The organism is Pseudomonas sp. Irchel 3F3, from assembly GCF_900187545.1.
Taxonomy (GTDB): Bacteria; Pseudomonadota; Gammaproteobacteria; order Pseudomonadales; family Pseudomonadaceae; genus Aquipseudomonas; species Aquipseudomonas fortuita.
Genome location: NZ_FYDS01000008.1, coordinates 203,584 through 221,556, shown reverse-complemented (window position 1 = coordinate 221,556; position 17,973 = coordinate 203,584). Strand labels below are relative to the sequence as shown.

Annotated in this window: 11 protein-coding genes; 3 read left to right on the top strand and 8 right to left on the bottom strand. The window is 63.8% G+C overall.

Annotation, left to right across the window (positions count from 1 at the left end):
• Positions 1-10: 10 nt before the first annotated feature.
• From CKW35_RS19415 to glnE, 8 genes are all read right to left on the bottom strand, one after another.
• Positions 11-1,453 carry a lipopolysaccharide kinase InaA family protein gene (locus tag CKW35_RS19415; RefSeq protein WP_060518008.1) on the bottom strand — a complete coding sequence of 481 codons (1,443 nt, stop codon included), beginning with the start codon at positions 1,451-1,453 and terminating at the stop codon, positions 11-13.
• On the bottom strand, positions 1,453-2,205 hold the full coding sequence (locus tag CKW35_RS19410; RefSeq protein WP_016484560.1) for a lipopolysaccharide kinase InaA family protein: 753 nt from the start codon (positions 2,203-2,205) through the stop codon (positions 1,453-1,455). Before CKW35_RS19410 ends, CKW35_RS19415 begins: the two co-directional genes overlap by 1 nt.
• Positions 2,202-2,936 (bottom strand): lipopolysaccharide kinase InaA family protein, encoded by a 735-nt coding sequence (locus tag CKW35_RS19405; protein ID WP_016484559.1) that lies wholly within the window; start codon positions 2,934-2,936, stop codon positions 2,202-2,204. Before CKW35_RS19405 ends, CKW35_RS19410 begins: the two co-directional genes overlap by 4 nt.
• Entirely contained in the window at positions 2,936-3,742 is an 807-nt protein-coding gene (gene rfaP, locus CKW35_RS19400; RefSeq protein ID WP_023048018.1) for a lipopolysaccharide core heptose(I) kinase RfaP, read from the bottom strand. Before rfaP ends, CKW35_RS19405 begins: the two co-directional genes overlap by 1 nt.
• Positions 3,739-4,863, bottom strand: a complete 1,125-nt coding sequence (locus CKW35_RS19395) for a glycosyltransferase family 4 protein (RefSeq protein WP_016484557.1) — start codon at positions 4,861-4,863, stop codon at positions 3,739-3,741. Before CKW35_RS19395 ends, rfaP begins: the two co-directional genes overlap by 4 nt.
• Positions 4,863-5,921: a lipopolysaccharide heptosyltransferase I gene (waaC, locus tag CKW35_RS19390; protein WP_016484556.1), complete on the bottom strand. Its 1,059-nt coding sequence runs from the start codon at positions 5,919-5,921 to the stop codon at positions 4,863-4,865. Before waaC ends, CKW35_RS19395 begins: the two co-directional genes overlap by 1 nt.
• Positions 5,922-6,971, bottom strand: coding sequence for a lipopolysaccharide heptosyltransferase II (gene waaF / locus CKW35_RS19385; RefSeq protein WP_016484555.1), 1,050 nt, complete (start codon positions 6,969-6,971; stop codon positions 5,922-5,924).
• 226 nt (positions 6,972-7,197) lie between these two features.
• Positions 7,198-10,131, bottom strand: a complete 2,934-nt coding sequence (gene glnE / locus CKW35_RS19380) for a bifunctional [glutamate--ammonia ligase]-adenylyl-L-tyrosine phosphorylase/[glutamate--ammonia-ligase] adenylyltransferase (protein ID WP_095116642.1) — start codon at positions 10,129-10,131, stop codon at positions 7,198-7,200.
• A gap of 383 nt (positions 10,132-10,514) precedes the next feature.
• Between glnE and aceE the strand changes: the two genes are divergently transcribed.
• From aceE to CKW35_RS19365, 3 genes are all read left to right on the top strand, one after another.
• Complete coding sequence (gene aceE / locus CKW35_RS19375) at positions 10,515-13,160, top strand: pyruvate dehydrogenase (acetyl-transferring), homodimeric type (protein WP_016484553.1); 2,646 nt, start codon at positions 10,515-10,517, stop codon at positions 13,158-13,160.
• 13 nt (positions 13,161-13,173) lie between these two features.
• A complete protein-coding gene (gene aceF / locus CKW35_RS19370; protein WP_016484552.1) occupies positions 13,174-14,814 on the top strand; it encodes a dihydrolipoyllysine-residue acetyltransferase in 1,641 nt (546 codons plus the stop codon).
• A gap of 313 nt (positions 14,815-15,127) precedes the next feature.
• Positions 15,128-17,815, top strand: coding sequence for a bifunctional diguanylate cyclase/phosphodiesterase (locus CKW35_RS19365; RefSeq protein ID WP_016484551.1), 2,688 nt, complete (start codon positions 15,128-15,130; stop codon positions 17,813-17,815).
• Positions 17,816-17,973: the final 158 nt, after the last annotated feature.

Below are 17,973 nucleotides of genomic sequence, written 5' to 3'. Positions count from 1 at the left end.
ATCGACAGCCTTAATCGCCCAGCTTGGGCAATAACCGGTCCAGCCGCTGGTACAAGGCACTGCCACTCGGCCAGTTTCGCAACAGCCGCGCCCGATCCCGGGCGTAGGCCGGGGCGAAGCTGAGCTGGGTCGCGTGCTGGCACATGGCATCGAGGTCAATCAGCGACCACCGGCCATTGTCCCAGAACAGGTTATGGCCCTTGAAGTCGCCATGGCTGATGCGCTCGCGAATCAGCTGCTGCATCACATGCACCAGCGCATCCACCTGTTCCTCGGGCGCATCGCCATTTTCGACGTAGGGCGCAAAGCATGCCGTCAGGTCCGGGCCATCGACATACTCGGTGACCAGATAGGCACGGCTGCGCAGCCCCATGACCCGTTGCTCCAGCACCGCCAAAGGCTTGGGCGTAGCGATGTCGAGGAACTCCAGGCGGTGGCCTTCGATCCACGAATGCCAGGCACGGCTCGGGCGCCAGAAGCGCTTGAACCAGTGCGCGGTGTTCTTGATGTTGTAGCGTTTGAGCACAAGCTTGCGACCGTTCACCTCGATGCGCGCCACACTGGCGGCGCCACCGGTCTTGTACAGGTGGCCCCTGTCGATCAGTGCATCGGCCTGCTCCAGTACCGGCTGCATGGCCTCGACCTCACTGCGACGGATCGCCTGCAACCCCGAGAGTGTGCGCTGGACACTGAACAGGCTGCATTCGCGGCCCGCTTTGTCCAGGTAGTCCTTCTGGCGCCAGTTGCGCACCTTGTCCACCTGCTTTTGCAGGGCTTCCAGTGGCAACGCATGTTCGGCGTTGGCCAGCAGGTAGTGGACCAGCAGCTCTTCGATGAAAGGTTCCAGGCGCTTGGGCAGCTGGGCAAAGAATACGCCGAGGTTTTCCAGTACACGTGGGCGCGACAGCTGCTGGCCTGGCGTTTCAGCCTTGATACCGGCGCCATCGATCAGGTACAGCTTGCCGCCATGGCGCAGCAGGTTGTCCAGGTGCAGGTCTTCCTGCCAAAGGCCCTGAGCGTGCATGTGCGCGACAGCCGTGAGCGCTTCGCCCAGCACCAGGTGTTGTTCGTCGGCCAGCACCGGCAGGCTTTCCACCGCCGCCCAGGCATCGGCCAGGCTCTCAGCGCCGTCGAGGAATTCGAAGAGCAGCCAGCCGCCCTCGCCTTCCTTGAGGCCGTCGGCCAGCAGCTTCGGCGTGGTCAAGCCATGTTCGGCCAGCAATTTCACACCTTGCAGTTCGCGCTGGAAATGCCGGGCGGCGTTGCCGCCCACCAGCAGCTTGGCCAGCACCGGGATACCGCGCCACACACCAGCGCCCACATAGCGCTGCCCGGGCAGGACGCGCAGCAGGCTGAGCAGTTGCAGTTCGGCGCTGCCGGCGGCGTCCGCCAGGGTGATGCTCAGGGGCAACGACGGGCTGCGCCCGGCGTCCTTCAGTTCAGACAAACGCATCAGCGGGCCTCTTTTTCACGACGCCGTTGCGTCAGGCGTTGCAGCCAGGTATCGACCAGCGTGCTGTCAGCCGGCTGCGCCAGGTAAGTCGCCAGCATCGTGCGCACATCAGCCTCGCTCCAGGCGCGGGCGCGACGCAGCAGCGGCTCCAGGTCCTTGAGGCGGTCACGCATGCCAAACAGCAATGGCCGGGTCTTCTCCAGGTCGATCAGTTGTGCATCCCAGCCTTCTCGTCGCTGGCGCAGGAAAATGTGCTTGGGATAGAAGCAGCCATGCACCTGGCCGGCGCTGTGCAGGGTACGCGCCAGTTGGCCGCACGCCTGCAGGATGCCATTGCGTTCGGCATCGCCCAGCTGTGGCCAGTGGGCCAACAGGCTGTCGAGATCGGCCCACTCGTCCAGCGCGCGGGTCATCAGGATGGCGCGGTGCTTGCCGCCTTGCTTGCGCTCGCCATAGAACACCGCCTGCAAGGCCGGAATGTGCAGCTTCTGATAGCGGCTGATGTTGCGAAACTCGCGGGCAAAAGTGGGCTCGCCAAACGGCCGGTGCAGGGTGCGCGTCAGGTAGTCGCTCTGGCGCTTGAGGTAGTACCCCTTGCCTTCGAGTTCCAGGCGGAACACGCTGCTCCAGCCACCACGGCCGGTGTTGGGTTCATCCACCGCCTCCAGTTGCAGCGCCCACAGCGCCTCGAAGTCGTCCAGGCCATGGCGTTTGAGCAGCGCGAGGTCCGCGCTGGCCAGGTAATCGGTCATTCCCTTCCCTCGAAAAAGCCCAGCACCTGGCGAATGCGCTTTTTGTCGCGCACATTCAGCCGGTCGCGGCCACGGTATTGCAGATAGAAACGCAGGCGCTGGGTGGCCGACAGGTGGTATTTGGCCACCTTGTCCAGGCACGCCAGGTCCTTGATCATCCGGTGCCGCCACATGAAGCCGCGCCAGAAGTCGCCGGTGGGGCAATCGATGAAGAATAGCGTGCCCTGGTCGTCGACCAGCAGGTTGCGCCACTTCAGGTCATTATGGGCAAAGCGGTGCTCGTGCATGACCCGGGTGTGGCGCGCCAGCTGACGACTGAGATGGTCGACCCAGGCCCGGTCGGCCAGGCGTGTATCGTTGCGTTCGGCCAGCGCAGACAAGTCTTCGGTGTTCGGCAGCTCGCGGGTGATCATAGCCCCGCGCCCAAAGGCCAGGCCGTTGCGTTCCAGGCCCCAGGCCACCACTTCGGCAGTAGGGATACCCCACTTGGCGAACAGCTTGAGGTTCTGCCATTCGGCTTTGATGCGCGGCCGGCCCAGGTAGCGGCGCATGTGCTTGCCAGCCCCGGTGTAGCGCTTGACGTAGTAATTGACCCCGTCACGCTCGATGCGCACCACTTCGCTGAGCGGGTCGCGGGTCAGGCGCTCGCCTTGCAGGGCAAATACCGCATCGAGGCTGCCAAAGTCCGCCGCCAGGTGTTCGTAGCCTGGCGCCAGTGTCCAACCCGCCATCAGAGCGCGTCCCCATAGCGTTGTTTGCGATCGTAGAGTTTCTGCGCCTTGCACTCCAGCCAGGCGAGCAACCGGGCCTCGTCTTTGAGCACTTGCCGCAGCGGGCGCTGGAAGTACCCCTGCAAAAAGCGCAGCTTGTCGCGCCGGGTGAGGCCGATGTCCAGCGCTGAGAAGTACAGCGCGGCCAGGTCCTTGTCGCGCCAGCGGCGGCTGATTGTCGCCCGGGTCTGGGCGCGGTGCAGGTCAATGACCGACAGTTTGAAGTCATCCGCCGTCACCGGGCGGTCGGTGTGCAGCAGGAAATGGCAGATGTAGCAATCGCGGTGGTTGACGCCGGCACGGTGCATGCCGCCGGTCATTTTTGCCACTTCGGCGATCAGCGCACGCTTCAGACGCGGTTCGGGCGGCTGCTTGAGCCAGTCGATACTGAAGTCTTCCAGGCTGATGGTCGGCGCCAGCTCTTGGGTGATGATGAACGAGTGCTGCGTGGCCGGATTACTGCCACGCTCGCCATAGGCGACTGCGGTCATGGTCGGCACGCCCACCTCGTGCAGGCGCTGGATAGCCCGCCATTCCTGGCCGGCACCCAGCACCGGCAGCTTGGCGGTGAGCAGGTTTTTGAAAATCTCGCCCCATCCGATGCCCCGGTGGATCTTGACGAAAAAGCCCTCGCCAGCCACTTCGGTACGCAGTGTGCGCCGCCCTTCCAGCTCGCGATAGACCTCACCTTGCAGCGCCTCTACGGCATCGAAGGCATCACGCCCGGCCCACAGGCGCTTGAACGGTTCGGCCAGTATCAGCTTCATGCGGTTTTCTGCCCCAGGATCACGTCGGCAGCATGCTGCGGCATGCTGTACAGATCGGCGGTTTCAGCAAACGCCAGGCCGTTGCGCGACCAGCTGGCGCGGGCCTGCGGGTCTTCCAGCATGCGTTGCAGGTAGCCGTTGAGCTGTTCCTGTTCGAATGGCTCGTCCAGCACCAGGCCACAGTCGGCCTCGGCAATGTAATGGGCGTAGCCGCACACCTTGGACACCAGCACCGGAAGGCCAGCCACCAGCGCTTCAAGCAGCACCGTGCCGGTGTTCTCGTTGTACGCCGGGTGAATCAGCAGGTCGGCACCCAGCAGGAAACGCGGGATGTCGCTGCGGCCCTTGAGGAACTGCACCTGCTCACCCAGCCCCAGGGTGGCGCTCTGCAACTGGAACACCTTGGGGTCGTCCTGGCCGATCACCATCAGCTTCGTGCGCTTGCGCAGGGCCGATGGCAGCGCGGCCAGCGCCTTGAGGCTGCGGTCCACACCCTTGGTCTTGAAGCCCGAGCCAATCTGTACCAGCAACAGGTCGTCATCGCCCAAGTCGAATTCCTTGCGGAATTCGGCACGGATCTCGGCAGCATTGGCCGGCGCGCGGCGATCCTGGGAAATACCCGGTGGCAGCAGGTGGAAGCGCTCCACCGGGGTGCCGTAATGCTTGATGAACAGCGGCTGCTGCACCTCGGAAATCATCAGCACTTCGGTGTGGGCGTCCTTGGCGAACACCGCACGCTCGTACTCGGCAAAGTGCCGGTAGCGGCCCCAGCGGCGGTACAGCCCACCGCGCAGGGTCTGCGCCTTGTCTTCGAAGCAGCCGTCGGCGGCGTAGTACACGTCCAGCCCCGGCATCTTGTTGAAGCCGATCAGGCGGTCGACCGGGCGCTTGGCCAGGTCGGCGGCCATCCAGGCGCTGAGCTTCTCGTTGCGACGGTGGTTGAAAATGGCCTTGACCGGCGCCACCAGCACCTCGAAGCCAGGCGGAATGTCACCCTCCCAGATCAGCGTGTACACACGGATCTGGTGGCCCCGCTTCTGGCATTCCAGGGCAATGCGCATGAAATCGCGCTGCAGCCCGCCGAAGGGGAAATATTTGTAAAGCACGAAAGCCAGTTGCATCAACGGACATCCTCAGCCAGCAGCAACGCGCTCAAGCGGCCCGCCACATGCTCGGGATTCAGGCGAGTGAAGCACAGCGGCCACTCGCGTTTCAGATCGAACCGGCGCAGGTCGTCGGCGCTCGGTTTATAGGTGCACTTCTTCTGCAGGCAGGGAGCGCAAGGCCAGTCACTGGCCTGGTGAATCTGGGTCCGTCCGTAGGCACCGGTCAGGCCCGGGTTGGTCGGGCCGAACAGCGAAATGGTCGGCACATCGAGTGCCGCAGCCAGGTGGCCAAGGCCGGTATCGACCGCCACACAGGCTTTTGCCGCCGCCAATACACGGGCAACCCCGGCAAGGTTCAATTTGGGGAGCACCTGGCAGTTGTTCAAGCCCTGTGCAATGCGCTCGGCCCGCGCCTTCTCGGCGGCGTTGCCCCAAGGCAGGCGCACTTCCAGCTTGCGCCGGCCCATGCGCTCGGCCAGCTCGCGCCAGTAGGCTTCGGGCCAATGCTTGGTCGCCCAGGTGGTGCCATGCAAAAACACCACGTAAGGCGCTGCTGGCGGCAGCTGCAGGCGCTCCAGGTCCAGCCCGTAATCGCCTATGCCCTCTGGCAAGTCGTAGGCCAGGGCCATGGCAAACAGCTGGCGCACCCGCTCCACCGCGTGCTGGCCGGTGGCAACCGACAGGCGCCGGTCATAGAAGCGGCTGGCCCAGCCTTCGCGAGCCGAGTAGCGGTCCAGGCCGGCGACCGGGGCCTTCACGTAGCGGGTGAGCCAAGCCGACTTGACCAAGCCCTGGGCGTCAATCACCAGGTCGTACTTGCGCTCGCGCACACGCTGTTTGAACGCCTTCCACTCGCCACTCTTGAGGGTCTGCCAAAGGTTCTTGCGCCAGCGGCGGATGGCCACCGGTATAACCTGGTCGACCGCAGGGTGCCAGCCGGGGATTTCAGCGAAGCCTTCCTCCACCACCCAGTCGAAACGGATGCCCGGGATGGCATGGGCGGCATCGGTGAGCGCCGGCAGGGTGTGGATCACATCACCCAACGACGAAGTCTTGATGATCAGTACCCGCACTTAGTCGACCTCGGCCACGGTATCGATCAGGTCCGGCCCGCTCAGGCTGTGCAGGGCGGCGATGACTTTGCCCGGGTCCAGCAGGCGCAGGCAGTTGTAGTGGCCGAAACGGCAGGTCCGGTCGAAGCATGGGCTGCACTCGATACCGGTGCGCACCACCTCCACCTGGTCGGCCAGCGGCGGAGTAAAGCCGGGCGATGTGGAGCCGTACACCGCCACCAGCGGGCGGTTCAGTGCGGCGGCCACGTGCATCAGGCCGGAGTCGTTGGACACCACGGCATGGGCACAGGACATCAGGTCGATGGCCTCGGCCAGCGAGGTCTCACCGGCCAGGTTGGAGGATTCTTCGCGCAATCCCGGGATCAGCCGGTCACGGATCTGCTCGCCGACCGGGTGGTCGTTCTTCGAGCCGAACAGCCATACCTGCCAGCCCTGGCGGATCATCGCATCGGCCACGGCCGCGTAATGCTCGACTGGCCAACGCTTGGCCTCGCCGAACTCGGCGCCAGGGCACAGCGCCAGTACCGGGCGGTCCAGCTCCAGGCCGAACTTGGCCAGCGCAGCCTCGCGGCTTTGCGCTTCGATCTGCAGGCTGGGGCGCGGGTACGGCTGCGGCAGCTCGGCGCCGGGCGCGTACGCCAAGGCCATGAAGCGTTCGATCATCAGCGGGTAGCGGGCCTTGTCCAGCTTGCGCACATCGTTCAGCAGGCCGAAGCGCATTTCGCCGCGCCAGCCGGTGCGCTTGGGGATGCCAGCGAAGAACGGCACCAATGCCGACTTCATCGAGTTGGGCAGCAGGATGGCCTGGTCGTACTGGCCGACCAGGGATTTGCCGATGCGCCTGCGCGTGGCCAGTTCCAGCGCGCCGTGGCCGAGCGGGAAGCTCAAGGCCTGACGGACTTCGGGCATACGCTCCAGGATCGGCCGGCTCCACTCGGGGGCCAGCACGTCGATCACGCAGTCGGGGTGCTGCTGTTTCAGGCACTGGAACAAGGTCTGCGCCATCACCATGTCGCCGACCCAGCTGGGGCCAATGATCAGTATTCTCATGCTTAGTCCAGAAACGCTCGGGGAGGCTACAGGCTGCGGTACAGCCTGGCCTCCCCTCTTTATATTCAGGCTATGTGGCGGACAGTGTACCACCGGTGGTGAGGCATGAGCCTTTAGGGCTGCTTTGCAGCCCATTCGCGGCACAAGGCCGCTCCTACAGGAGATCGCATTCCCATGTGGGAGCGGCCTTGTGCCGCGGATGGGCCGCAAAGCGGCCCCAACAATCTCAAGTCAACCCCAGTTCACCCCAGATCCGCCGCACTTCACGGCGTTCATCGGCAAACTGCGTCGCATCGATCACCCCGGCCTGCTTCTGCAGGGCCTGGCGGTGCGAAGCCGAGCGGAACGCCTTGTACACTTCACGCAACAGCACCGCGTCACTGGCCGGCATCAGGTTCGCCTGCTCCAGCTCTTCCAGAATGCGGATGTTATCGGTCCATCGGAGTATGGCCGGGTGGTCATGAGACCAGGCCAAAGCGGCGTATTGCACCATAAATTCGATATCGACGATACCGCCGGCATCCTGCTTGATATCGAAGGGCACACCGGCCTCGAAGGCGTTGGCCGCAGTACCGGCAGCCGTGGCCTTGGTACCGAGGTTGCCGCGCATCTTGGCGCGCATTTCACTCACTTCGGTGCGCAGTTTTTCCAGGTCGCGCGCCTGGCCCAGTACCTTGGCGCGCACGCCTTCGAACGCCGTGCCCACCTGCTTGCAACCCACCAGCACGCGGGCCCGCACCAGGGCCTGATGCTCCCAGGTCCAGGCTTCGTTCTGCTGATAGCGCTCGAATGCGCCCAGCGAACTGACCAGCAGGCCGGCAGCACCGGACGGGCGCAGGCGCATGTCCACATCGTACAGCTGGCCCGAGTTGGTCTGGGTGGTCAGCAGGTGAATGATGCGCTGGCCCAGGCGGGTGAAGAACTGGGCACTGTCGATAGGCTTGGTGCCGTCGGTTTCCGCCTGCGGGTCGCCGTCGTGGATGAACACCAGGTCCAGGTCCGAGCCGTGGCCCAGCTCCAGGCCGCCGACCTTGCCGTAACCAATGATGATGAACCCTGGGTCGCACAGGCTGCCGTCGCTGCGCTTGGGCTGGCCGTGGCGGGCCACGGTCTGGCGCCAGGCCAGGGCGAGCACCTGGTCGAGGATGGCCTCGGCCAGCCAGGTCAGGTAGTCGCTGACTTTCATCAACGGCAGGTTGCCGCTTATTTCCGAAGCAGCCACACGCAGGCTGTGCGCCAGCTTGAAGTGGCGCAGCGCTTCCATCTGCTGCTCCAGGTCGTCCTCGGGGATGCGCGTCAGGCGTTCGCGCAACTCGCTGGCCAGCTCCGGGGCCAGTGGCGGGCTGAACAAGCGGCCTTCATTGAGCAGCTCGTCGAGCAACAGCGGGTACAGCGCAATTTGCTCGGCAATCCACGGGCTGGCAGCGCACAACGTCAGCAGACGGCGCAAAGCGCCGGGGTTTTCGGTCAGCAGTACCAGGTAGGCAGACCGCCGCGCCACCGCCTCGACCAGCGGCAACACACGCTCAAGCACCAGGTCAGGATTGTCATGCTCCACCGCCTGGGCCAGCAGCCGTGGGATGAAGGCATCCAGGCGCTCACGGCCGATACGCTGCATCGAGCGCAGCTGCGGGCTGGAGCGCAGGCCGGCCAGACGCCGCAGGGCTTCGACGGGCTGCTTGAACCCGGCCTCTTCCAGCTGCCGGCCAGCGGCTTCCTCGTCCTGCGCCTGCTCCCATAGCGGCGACCATTCGCCCCCCACCACCAGTTCGCCCTCACCGTCTTCGTCATCCGGGTCGGCGATCACCTGGCGGAAGTGCCAGTCGATACGGCCACGCCAGTACATCAGCTGGTCGTGGAAGCTGTGCCAGTCGGCAAAGCCGAGCATATAAGCCACCCGCGCCTGGTCCGTTTCGCCTTCAGGCAACATTTGCGTCTGCCGGTCGGCGATGGCCTGGATGGCGTGCTCGGTATAACGCAGGAACTCATACCCCTCGCGCAGCTCGGCCACCACCGCCGGCGGCAGGTAACCCTGCCCCTCGAGGGTGGCCAGCACCTTGAGCAACGGCCGTTGCTGCAGGCTGAGGTCGCGCCCGCCGTGGATCAGCTGGAAGGCCTGGGCGATAAACTCCACTTCGCGGATGCCGCCGGCACCCAGCTTGATGTTGTCGGCCATGCCCTTGCGCCGCACCTCCTGCTGAATCAGCTGCTTCATGGTGCGCAGCGCTTCGATTGCGGAAAAATCCAGGTACCGGCGGTACACGAACGGCCGCAGCATTTCCTGCAACTGCGCGCCGGCCGCCTGGTCGCCCGCCACCACCCGTGCCTTGATCATCGCGTAGCGTTCCCAGTCACGGCCCTGGTCCTGGTAGTACTGCTCCAGGGCATTGAAGCTGAGCACCAGTGCGCCGGCCGAGCCATAGGGGCGCAGACGCATGTCGACGCGGAACACGAAGCCGTCGACGGTCACCGGGTCCAGCGCCTTGATCAGCCGCTGGCCAAGGCGGGTGAAGAACTCCTGGTTTTCCAGCGAGCGCTTTACCCCTTCGGTTTCACCGCCTTCGGGGAAACCGAAGATCAGGTCGATGTCCGACGACAGGTTCAGCTCCACCGCCCCCAGCTTGCCCATGCCCAGCACCACCATGTGCTGCGGCTGGCCGCTGCGGTTGCCGATGGGGGTGCCGAACTGCTGGCAATGGCGCGGGTACAACCATTGGTAGGCTTCGTCGATGGCGGCATCGGCAAGGTCAGACAGGTCGCGGCAGGTTTCGCCAAGCGCCGCCTGGCGGGTGATGTCGCGCCAGATGATGCGCAGCTGCTGGCGGTTGCGCGCGCGGCGCAGGTTACGTGCCAGCTCGTCGTCGCTTTGCGCAGCCTGGGCAGCCGCCGCGATTTGCCCGCGCAGTTGCCCCGGCGCATAACCCCGCTCCAGCTCGCCACTGGCCAGCAGATCGAAGAGCATGGCTGGCTCGCGCTGGGCCAGGCCCAGAACAAAGTCGCTGGCGGCAGCAACCTGATCGAATTGTTGCCGGTGCACCGTGCTCCAGGCGTTCAGGTCGAGGTCAGGGTGAGCGGCCACTGCATCGCTCAGGAATTGCTGGTTGCGAGCGACCAGTGGCTGGAGGGTGGCGGGCAGATCGGACGGCAAAGGCAGGCGCATGGTCTATCCTTGATCGGCGTGAAATAGAAGGGAAAAAGCGGCCAAGGGGAAGCCGGACCACGGTTGGACTGTCGTACAAAAGTTGGAAATAGCTGAAAAAAACGAAAACTTGGCAACAAACATCAAGAAGTACCCGTTCGCATCACAATGCCAACCACCATGAACGTTTTTCCTCACAAGCCAAGGTGCGACCAAACGTCGCAGAAATGTAGTTTTACTACTACTCATGTCGTGCAAAAGCATGAAATGCGCAAGCAAATGTAGTAAAACTACACGGCGCCGGATGACACCCCGGTAATCCAAGAATTCACGACGTCTGCCCATAAGGCCAGTCGCAATCTCAGGCAATCGATTCTGGTTGCCTTTCCGCCCTGGAGCAAGCCATGCAAGACCTCGATCCAATCGAAACCCAGGAATGGCTGGATGCCCTGGAGTCGGTCCTCGACAAAGAAGGCGAAGACCGCGCTCATTACCTGATGACCCGTATGGGCGAGCTGGCCACCCGCAGTGGCTCCCAGCTGCCGTATGCGATCACCACGCCATACCGCAACACCATCCCTGTCACCCACGAAGCACGCATGCCTGGCGACCTGTTCATGGAACGCCGCATTCGCTCGATGGTGCGTTGGAACGCCTTGGCCATGGTCATGCGCACCAACCTGAAAGACTCGGACCTGGGCGGACACATCTCCAGCTTCGCCTCCAGCGCCACCCTGTACGACATCGGTTTCAACTACTTCTTCCAGGCCCCGACCGAAGAACACGGTGGCGACCTGATCTTCTTCCAGGGCCACGCTTCGCCGGGCGTCTACGCTCGCGCCTTCATGGAAGGCCGCATCAACGAAGACCAGATGAACAACTTCCGTCAGGAAGTCGACGGCAACGGTCTGTCTTCGTACCCGCACCCATGGCTGATGCCTGACTTCTGGCAGTTCCCGACCGTATCGATGGGTCTGGGCCCGATCCAGGCTATCTACCAGGCGCGCTTCATGAAGTACCTGGAAGCCCGTGGTTTCATCCCGGCCGGCAAGCAGAAGGTCTGGTGCTTCATGGGTGACGGCGAGTGCGACGAGCCGGAATCCCTGGGCGCAATCGCCCTGGCCGGCCGCGAGAAACTGGACAACCTGATCTTTGTCATCAACTGCAACCTGCAGCGCCTCGACGGCCCGGTTCGTGGCAACGGCAAGATCATCCAGGAACTCGAAGGCGTGTTCCGTGGCGGCGGCTGGAACGTCAACAAAGTGGTCTGGGGCCGTTTCTGGGACCCACTGCTGGCCAAGGACACCAACGGTGCCCTGCAGCGCCGCATGGACGAAGTCATCGACGGCGAGTACCAGAACTACAAAGCCAAAGATGGCGCGTACGTTCGTGAGAACTTCTTCAACACCCCAGAGCTCAAGGCCATGGTCGAAGACCTGTCCGACGACGAGATCTGGAAGCTCAACCGTGGCGGCCACGACCCGTACAAGGTCTACGCGGCGTACCACCAGGCTGTGAACCACAAAGAGCAGCCGACCGTCATCCTGGCCAAGACCATCAAGGGTTACGGCACCGGTGCTGGCGAAGCCAAGAACACTGCGCACAACACCAAAAAGGTCGACGTTGAGAGCCTGCGTCACTTCCGTGACCGCTTCGACATCCCGGTCAAGGATGCCGACCTTGAGAACCTGCCGTTCTTCAAGCCGGAAGAAGGTTCTGCCGAAGCCAAGTACCTGGCCGAGCGCCGCGCAGCCTTGGGTGGCTTCGTACCACAGCGCCGTGCCAAGAGCTTCAGCGTACCGACCCCATCCCTGGAAACGCTGAAAGCGATCCTGGACGGCTCGGGCGACCGCGAAATCTCCACCACCATGGCCTTCGTGCGTATTCTGGCGCAGCTGGTCAAGGACAAGGAAATCGGCCAGCGCATCGTGCCGATCATCCCGGACGAAGCCCGTACCTTCGGTATGGAAGGCATGTTCCGCCAGTTGGGCATCTACTCGTCGGTCGGCCAGCTCTACGAGCCAGTCGATAAAGACCAGGTGATGTTCTACCGCGAAGACAAGAAGGGCCAGATTCTCGAGGAAGGCATCAACGAAGCCGGCGCCATGTCGTCGTTCATCGCTGCCGGTACCTCGTACAGCTGCCACAACCAGCCGATGCTGCCGTTCTACATCTTCTATTCGATGTTCGGCTTCCAGCGCATTGGCGACCTGGCCTGGGCCGCTGGCGACAGCCGCACCCGTGGCTTCCTGATCGGCGGTACCGCCGGCCGTACCACCCTGAACGGTGAAGGCCTGCAGCACGAAGACGGTCATAGCCACATGATGGCGGGTACCATCCCGAACTGCCGCACCTACGATCCGACCTACGGCTATGAGCTGGCGGTGATCATCCAGGACGGCATGAAGAAGATGACCGAAGAGCAGCAGGACATCTTCTACTACATCACCGTGATGAACGAATCCTACCAGCAGCCAGCCATGCCGGCCGGTGTCGAGGAAGGCATCATCAAGGGTATGTACCTGCTGGAAGAAGATACCCGCGAAGCCGCGCACCACGTACAGCTGATGGGCTCCGGCACCATCCTGCGCGAAGTCCGCGAAGCGGCGAAGATCCTGCGTGAAGAGTTCAACGTCGGTGCCGACGTGTGGAGCGTCACCAGCTTCAACGAACTGCGTCGCGACGGCCTGGCCGTAGAGCGCGCCAACCGCCTGAAGCCTGGCCAGAAGCCACAGCAGACCTACGTCGAGCAGTGCCTGAACGGTCGCAAAGGCCCGGTCATCGCCTCCACCGACTACATGAAGCTGTTCGCCGAGCAGATTCGCCAGTGGGTGCCGAGCAAAGAGTTCAAGGTCCTGGGTACCGACGGTTACGGTCGCAGCGACAGCCGCAAGAAGCTGCGTCACTTCTTTGAAGTCGACCGCCACTTCGTGGTACTGGCTGCCCTGGAAGCCCTGGCTGACCGTGGCGAGATCGAACCCAAGGTTGTGGCTGACGCCATCGTCAAGTTCGGCATCGACCCGGACAAGCGCAACCCACTGGACTGCTGAGGAGTATTTTTAAGTGAGCGAACTCATTCGCGTACCTGACATCGGCAGCGGTGAAGGTGAAATCATCGAGCTGTTCGTCAAGGTCGGTGACCGTATCGAGGCTGACCAGAGCCTGCTGACCCTGGAGTCCGACAAGGCCTCCATGGAGATCCCGGCTCCCAAGGCCGGCGTCATCAAGGAACTGAAGGTCAAGCTGGGCGACCGCCTGAAAGAAGGCGACGAGCTGCTGGTGCTGGAAGCTGAGGGTGCCGCTGCTGCGGCGCCTGAGGCTCCGGCCGCGGCCGCTGCCCCGGCAGCTGCGCCAGCGCCTGCCGCTGAGGCCGCTCCTGCTGCTCCGGCCGCAGCCCCGGCTGCTGCCAGCGTGCAGGACATCCACGTGCCGGATATCGGTTCGTCGGGCAAGGCCAAGATCATCGAAGTGCTGGTCAAGGTCGGCGACACCGTCGAAGCCGACCAGTCGCTGATCACCTTGGAATCCGACAAGGCCTCCATGGAGATCCCGTCGCCTGCCGCTGGCGTGGTCGAAGAAGTACTGTGCAAGCTGGAAGACGAAGTCGGCACTGGCGACCTGATCTTCAAGCTGAAAGTGGCGGGCGCTGCCCCGGCTGCTGCCCCGGCCCCAGCTGCTGCCCCGGCGCCAGCCAAGGCCGAGGCTGCTCCGGCCGCCGCGCCTGCAGCTGCTGCCCCTGCTGCTGCCCCTGCACCGGCTGCTACCGCACCGGCTGCTGGCAACAACGCCAAGGTTCACGCAGGCCCGGCTGTTCGTCAGCTGGCCCGTGAATTCGGTGTCGAGCTGGGCGCAGTTGCTGCGACCGGCCCGCACGGCCGCATCCTGAAAGAAGACGTGCAGGTTTACGTCAAGGCGATGATGCAAAAGGCCAAGGAAGCCCCGGCTGCCGCCGGTGCAACCGGTGGCGCTGGCATCCCGCCGATCCCTGCAGTGGACTTCAGCAAGTTCGGTGAAGTGGAAGAAGTGGCCCTGACCCGCCTGATGCAGGTCGGTGCCGCCAACCTGCACCGCAGCTGGCTGAACGTACCGCACGTTACCCAGTTCGACTCCGCCGACATCACCGAGCTGGAAGCCTTCCGCGTTGCACAGAAGGCCGTGGCCGAAAAAGCTGGCGTGAAGCTGACCGTGCTGCCACTGCTGCTCAAGGCCTGCGCCTTCCTGCTCAAGGAACTGCCGGACTTCAACAGCTCGCTGGCACCAAGCGGCAAAGCCATCATCCGCAAGAAATACGTGCACATCGGCTTCGCCGTGGACACCCCGGACGGCCTGCTGGTCCCTGTGATCAAAAACGTCGACCAGAAGAGCCTGCTGCAACTGGCTGCCGAAGCCGCTGCACTGGCCGAGAAGGCGCGCACCAAAAAGCTGTCGGCCGACGACATGCAAGGTGCCTGCTTCACCATCTCCAGCCTCGGCCACATTGGCGGCACCGGCTTCACGCCGATCGTCAACGCGCCGGAAGTGGCTATTCTGGGCGTCTCGAAGGCGACCATGCAGCCAGTGTGGGATGGCAAGGCCTTCCAGCCGAAGCTGATGCTGCCGCTGTCGCTGTCCTACGATCACCGTGTGATCAACGGCGCTGCCGCCGCGCGCTTCACCAAGCGTCTGGGCGACGTGCTGGGCGATATCCGCACCATGCTGCTGTAAGGCAGCCCGCTGCCCCTCCCCGGAGGGGCGGTACCCTTTTCGAGCTGCCACGCTCGTACCTCAACCCCGTCAATTGGCGGGGCTTTTTTTGTCCGGCGAAAGTATTCGGCGCCTGGGAGATCGAGCGCCGCCCGCGCGGCGCTCGATCTCCCAGGCGGCAAAAACCCCAAGGCGATCTAAGTTTTCCGCCCCACCCGCCGATAACCTGTCCACAGCATCAAGCATGGCCGCTTGCCAGCCCTCGGGACATGATGCAACCTTGCCGAATCCGCTGCCGCTACATGGCCGCGCTCCCTGTTCAAGCGAGTCTTCGATGAAAAGCCAAACCGATGCCGCCAGCCGTGTGGCGGCCGAGGTCGTCACGCCGTTACCCGTGCCCTCGCGGCTCGGTATGCTGCGTTTCGAAAGGCTCAACGAAGCCACCTGGGCCATGCTCTATCTGGACCCGGCCTGCGAGCGCCATTTTGGCCTGCACGCCGCCGACCTGTGTGCCCTGGTGGACGCGCCGTACGCCAGCCTGATGGAACCCGAGGCCCGTTACCGGCTGCACGACGAGATCCAGCTGCAACTGGCCCAGCGCGGCTACTACCGCGTGCGCTACTCCCTGCACACGCCAGGCAAGTTGCTGCGCCTGCTGGAGACCGGTGAAGCCTACAAGCAGCACAACCGCCAGCTGTTGCGCGGCTACATGAGCGTGCTCGACGACCAGCCCGACGACCCTGGCGAGAGCGCCAGCGACCTGGAGTCGCGCAACAACCGCCTGCAACTGGCCCTGCAACTGAACCAGCGTGCCCAGCAAGAACAACTGGAACACCTGGAGCGCGTACGCGGTCAGCAGGACCTCATCCTGCGCCTGGCGCGTCAGCGCTACAGCGCCGAGAACTCCCTGCTGGAAGCCGCCCAGCTGATCACCCAAAGCGCCTGCGAAATCTACAAGGTCGACAGCGCCAGCATCTGGCACCTGGACGACCAGCGCCTGGAACCGATCACCGCCTGGTACCGTGACGCACAGGAGCATCGCCAGCCTGAAGCTATCGATGCCAGCCGCTTCCCCGACTACCTCGAGGCGCTGCACGCCAGCCGCGCCATCGACGCCCACAACGCCGGCCACGACCCACGCACCCGCGCCCTGACGCAAAGCCTGCGCCCGGAAAACAAGGCCATGCTCGATGCCAGTATCCGCGTTGATGGCCAGGTGGTCGGCGTGCTGTGCCTGGAGCAGAGCGGCCAACCACGGGCCTGGCAATCGGACGAAATCGCCTTTGCCGGGGAGCTGGCCGACCAGTTCGCCCAGGTCATCACCAACCACAACCGGCGCGCTGCCGCCAGCGCATTGCACTTGTTCCAGCGTGCAGTGGAGCAAAGCGCCAGCGCCTTCCTGCTGGTCAATCGTGATGGCCGGGTGGAATACGTGAACCCGAGCTTCACCGCCATCACCCAGTACAGCACTGACGAAGTGCAAGGCCGCCACCTGGGCGAACTGCCTGCACTGGAAAACCTGAGCGAACTGCTGTTCGACTCGCCCTCCAGCCTGGCCATGGGCAATAGCTGGCAGGGTGAGTTCAAGAGCCGGCGCAAGAACCTGGAGCCCTACTGGGGCCAACTGTCGATTTCCAAGGTGTACGGCGACAATCGTGAGCTGACCCATTACATCGGCATCTACGAAGACGTCACCCAGACCAAGCTGGCCCAGCAGCGCATCGAGCGCCTGGCCTACACCGACAACCTGACCAACCTGGGCAACCGCCCGGCGTTCATCCGCAGCCTGGACGAGCGCTTTGTCCGTGATGGCGAAAGCGCGATGTGCCTGCTGCTGGTGGACATCGACAACTTCAAGCGCATCAACGACAGCCTCGGCCACCAGACCGGCGACAAGCTGCTGATCAGCCTGGCCCGGCGCCTGCGCAACAGCCTGCACAGCGGTGGCATCCTGGCGCGCTTTGCCAGTAACGAGTTCGCCGTGCTGCTCGACGACACCAGCCTGCAAGATGGCCAGGGCGTTGCCTTGCAGTTGCTGAGCACACTCGACAAACCCATGTTCGTCGACAACCAGCTGATCAACGTCACCGCCTCGGTAGGCCTGGCCTGCGCGCCGCTGCATGGCACCGACCCGGCCAGCCTGATGAAGAACGCAGGCCTTGCGCTACACAAGGCCAAGGCCAACGGCAAGCACCAGGTGCAGGTGTTTACTGAAGTGCTCAACGCCGAGGCCAGCTACAAGCTGTTCGTCGAGAACAACCTGCGCCGCGCCCTGACCCAGAACGAGCTGGAGGTGTTCTACCAGCCCAAGATCTGCCTGCGCAGCGGCCGCCTGCTGGGGCTGGAAGCGTTGTTGCGCTGGAACCACCCCGAGCGCGGCATGATCCGCCCGGACCAGTTCATCAGCGTGGCCGAGGAAACCGGCCTGATCATACCCATCGGCAAGTGGGTGGTCCGCCAGTCGTGCCGCATGAGCAAGCAACTGCGTGAGGCCGGCCTGGGCAACCTGCACGTGGCCATCAACCTGTCGCCCAAGCAGTTCTCCGACCCGGACCTGGTGGCATCAATCAGCAGCATCCTCAAGGAAGAAGCCCTGCCCCCGCACTTGCTGGAGCTGGAGCTGACCGAAGGCCTGCTGCTGGAAGCCAGCGAAGACACGCACCGCCAGCTGGACGAGCTGAAGGCCTTGGGGCTGACCCTTGCCATGGACGACTTCGGTACCGGTTATTCATCGCTGAGCTACCTGAAGAAGTTTCCGATCGACATCCTCAAGATCGACCGTAGCTTCATCAACGAAATCCCGGATAACCAGGACGACATGGAAATCACCTCGGCGGTGGTGGCCATGGCCCACAACCTCAAGCTGAAGGTGGTGGCCGAGGGTATCGAGACGCCGGAGCAACTGGCGTTCCTGCGCCGGCACCGCTGCGACGTGGGCCAGGGCTACCTGTTCGACCGGCCGATCCCTGGGCGCGAGCTGGCCGAACGGCTGAAGCGTTATCCGCGCGGACCAGTGGCCTGACAGCAGCTCAAACCTCGGGCACTATAGGACCCATTCGGGCCCTTTCGCGGGCGCGCCCGCTCCCACAGGAACACCACAATCGTTGGAACCTGTGCTGTACCTGTGGGAGCGGGCCTGCCCGCGAATGCCCAAACACCTATCCCACTGAATAAACACAG

Excerpts from the sequence above, each read along its gene's own strand:
- CKW35_RS19395 (WP_016484557.1), bottom strand. The coding sequence starts at position 4,863 with ATGCAACTGGCTTTCGTGCTTTACAAATATTTCCCCTTCGGCGGGCTG.
- CKW35_RS19415 (WP_060518008.1), bottom strand. The coding sequence starts at position 1,453 with ATGCGTTTGTCTGAACTGAAGGACGCCGGGCGCAGCCCGTCGTTGCCC.
- aceE (WP_016484553.1), top strand. The coding sequence starts at position 10,515 with ATGCAAGACCTCGATCCAATCGAAACCCAGGAATGGCTGGATGCCCTG.
- CKW35_RS19410 (WP_016484560.1), bottom strand. The coding sequence starts at position 2,205 with ATGACCGATTACCTGGCCAGCGCGGACCTCGCGCTGCTCAAACGCCAT.
- rfaP (WP_023048018.1), bottom strand. The coding sequence starts at position 3,742 with ATGAAGCTGATACTGGCCGAACCGTTCAAGCGCCTGTGGGCCGGGCGT.
- glnE (WP_095116642.1), bottom strand. The coding sequence starts at position 10,131 with ATGCGCCTGCCTTTGCCGTCCGATCTGCCCGCCACCCTCCAGCCACTG.
- CKW35_RS19365 (WP_016484551.1), top strand. The coding sequence starts at position 15,128 with ATGAAAAGCCAAACCGATGCCGCCAGCCGTGTGGCGGCCGAGGTCGTC.
- CKW35_RS19405 (WP_016484559.1), bottom strand. The coding sequence starts at position 2,936 with ATGGCGGGTTGGACACTGGCGCCAGGCTACGAACACCTGGCGGCGGAC.
- waaF (WP_016484555.1), bottom strand. The coding sequence starts at position 6,971 with ATGAGAATACTGATCATTGGCCCCAGCTGGGTCGGCGACATGGTGATG.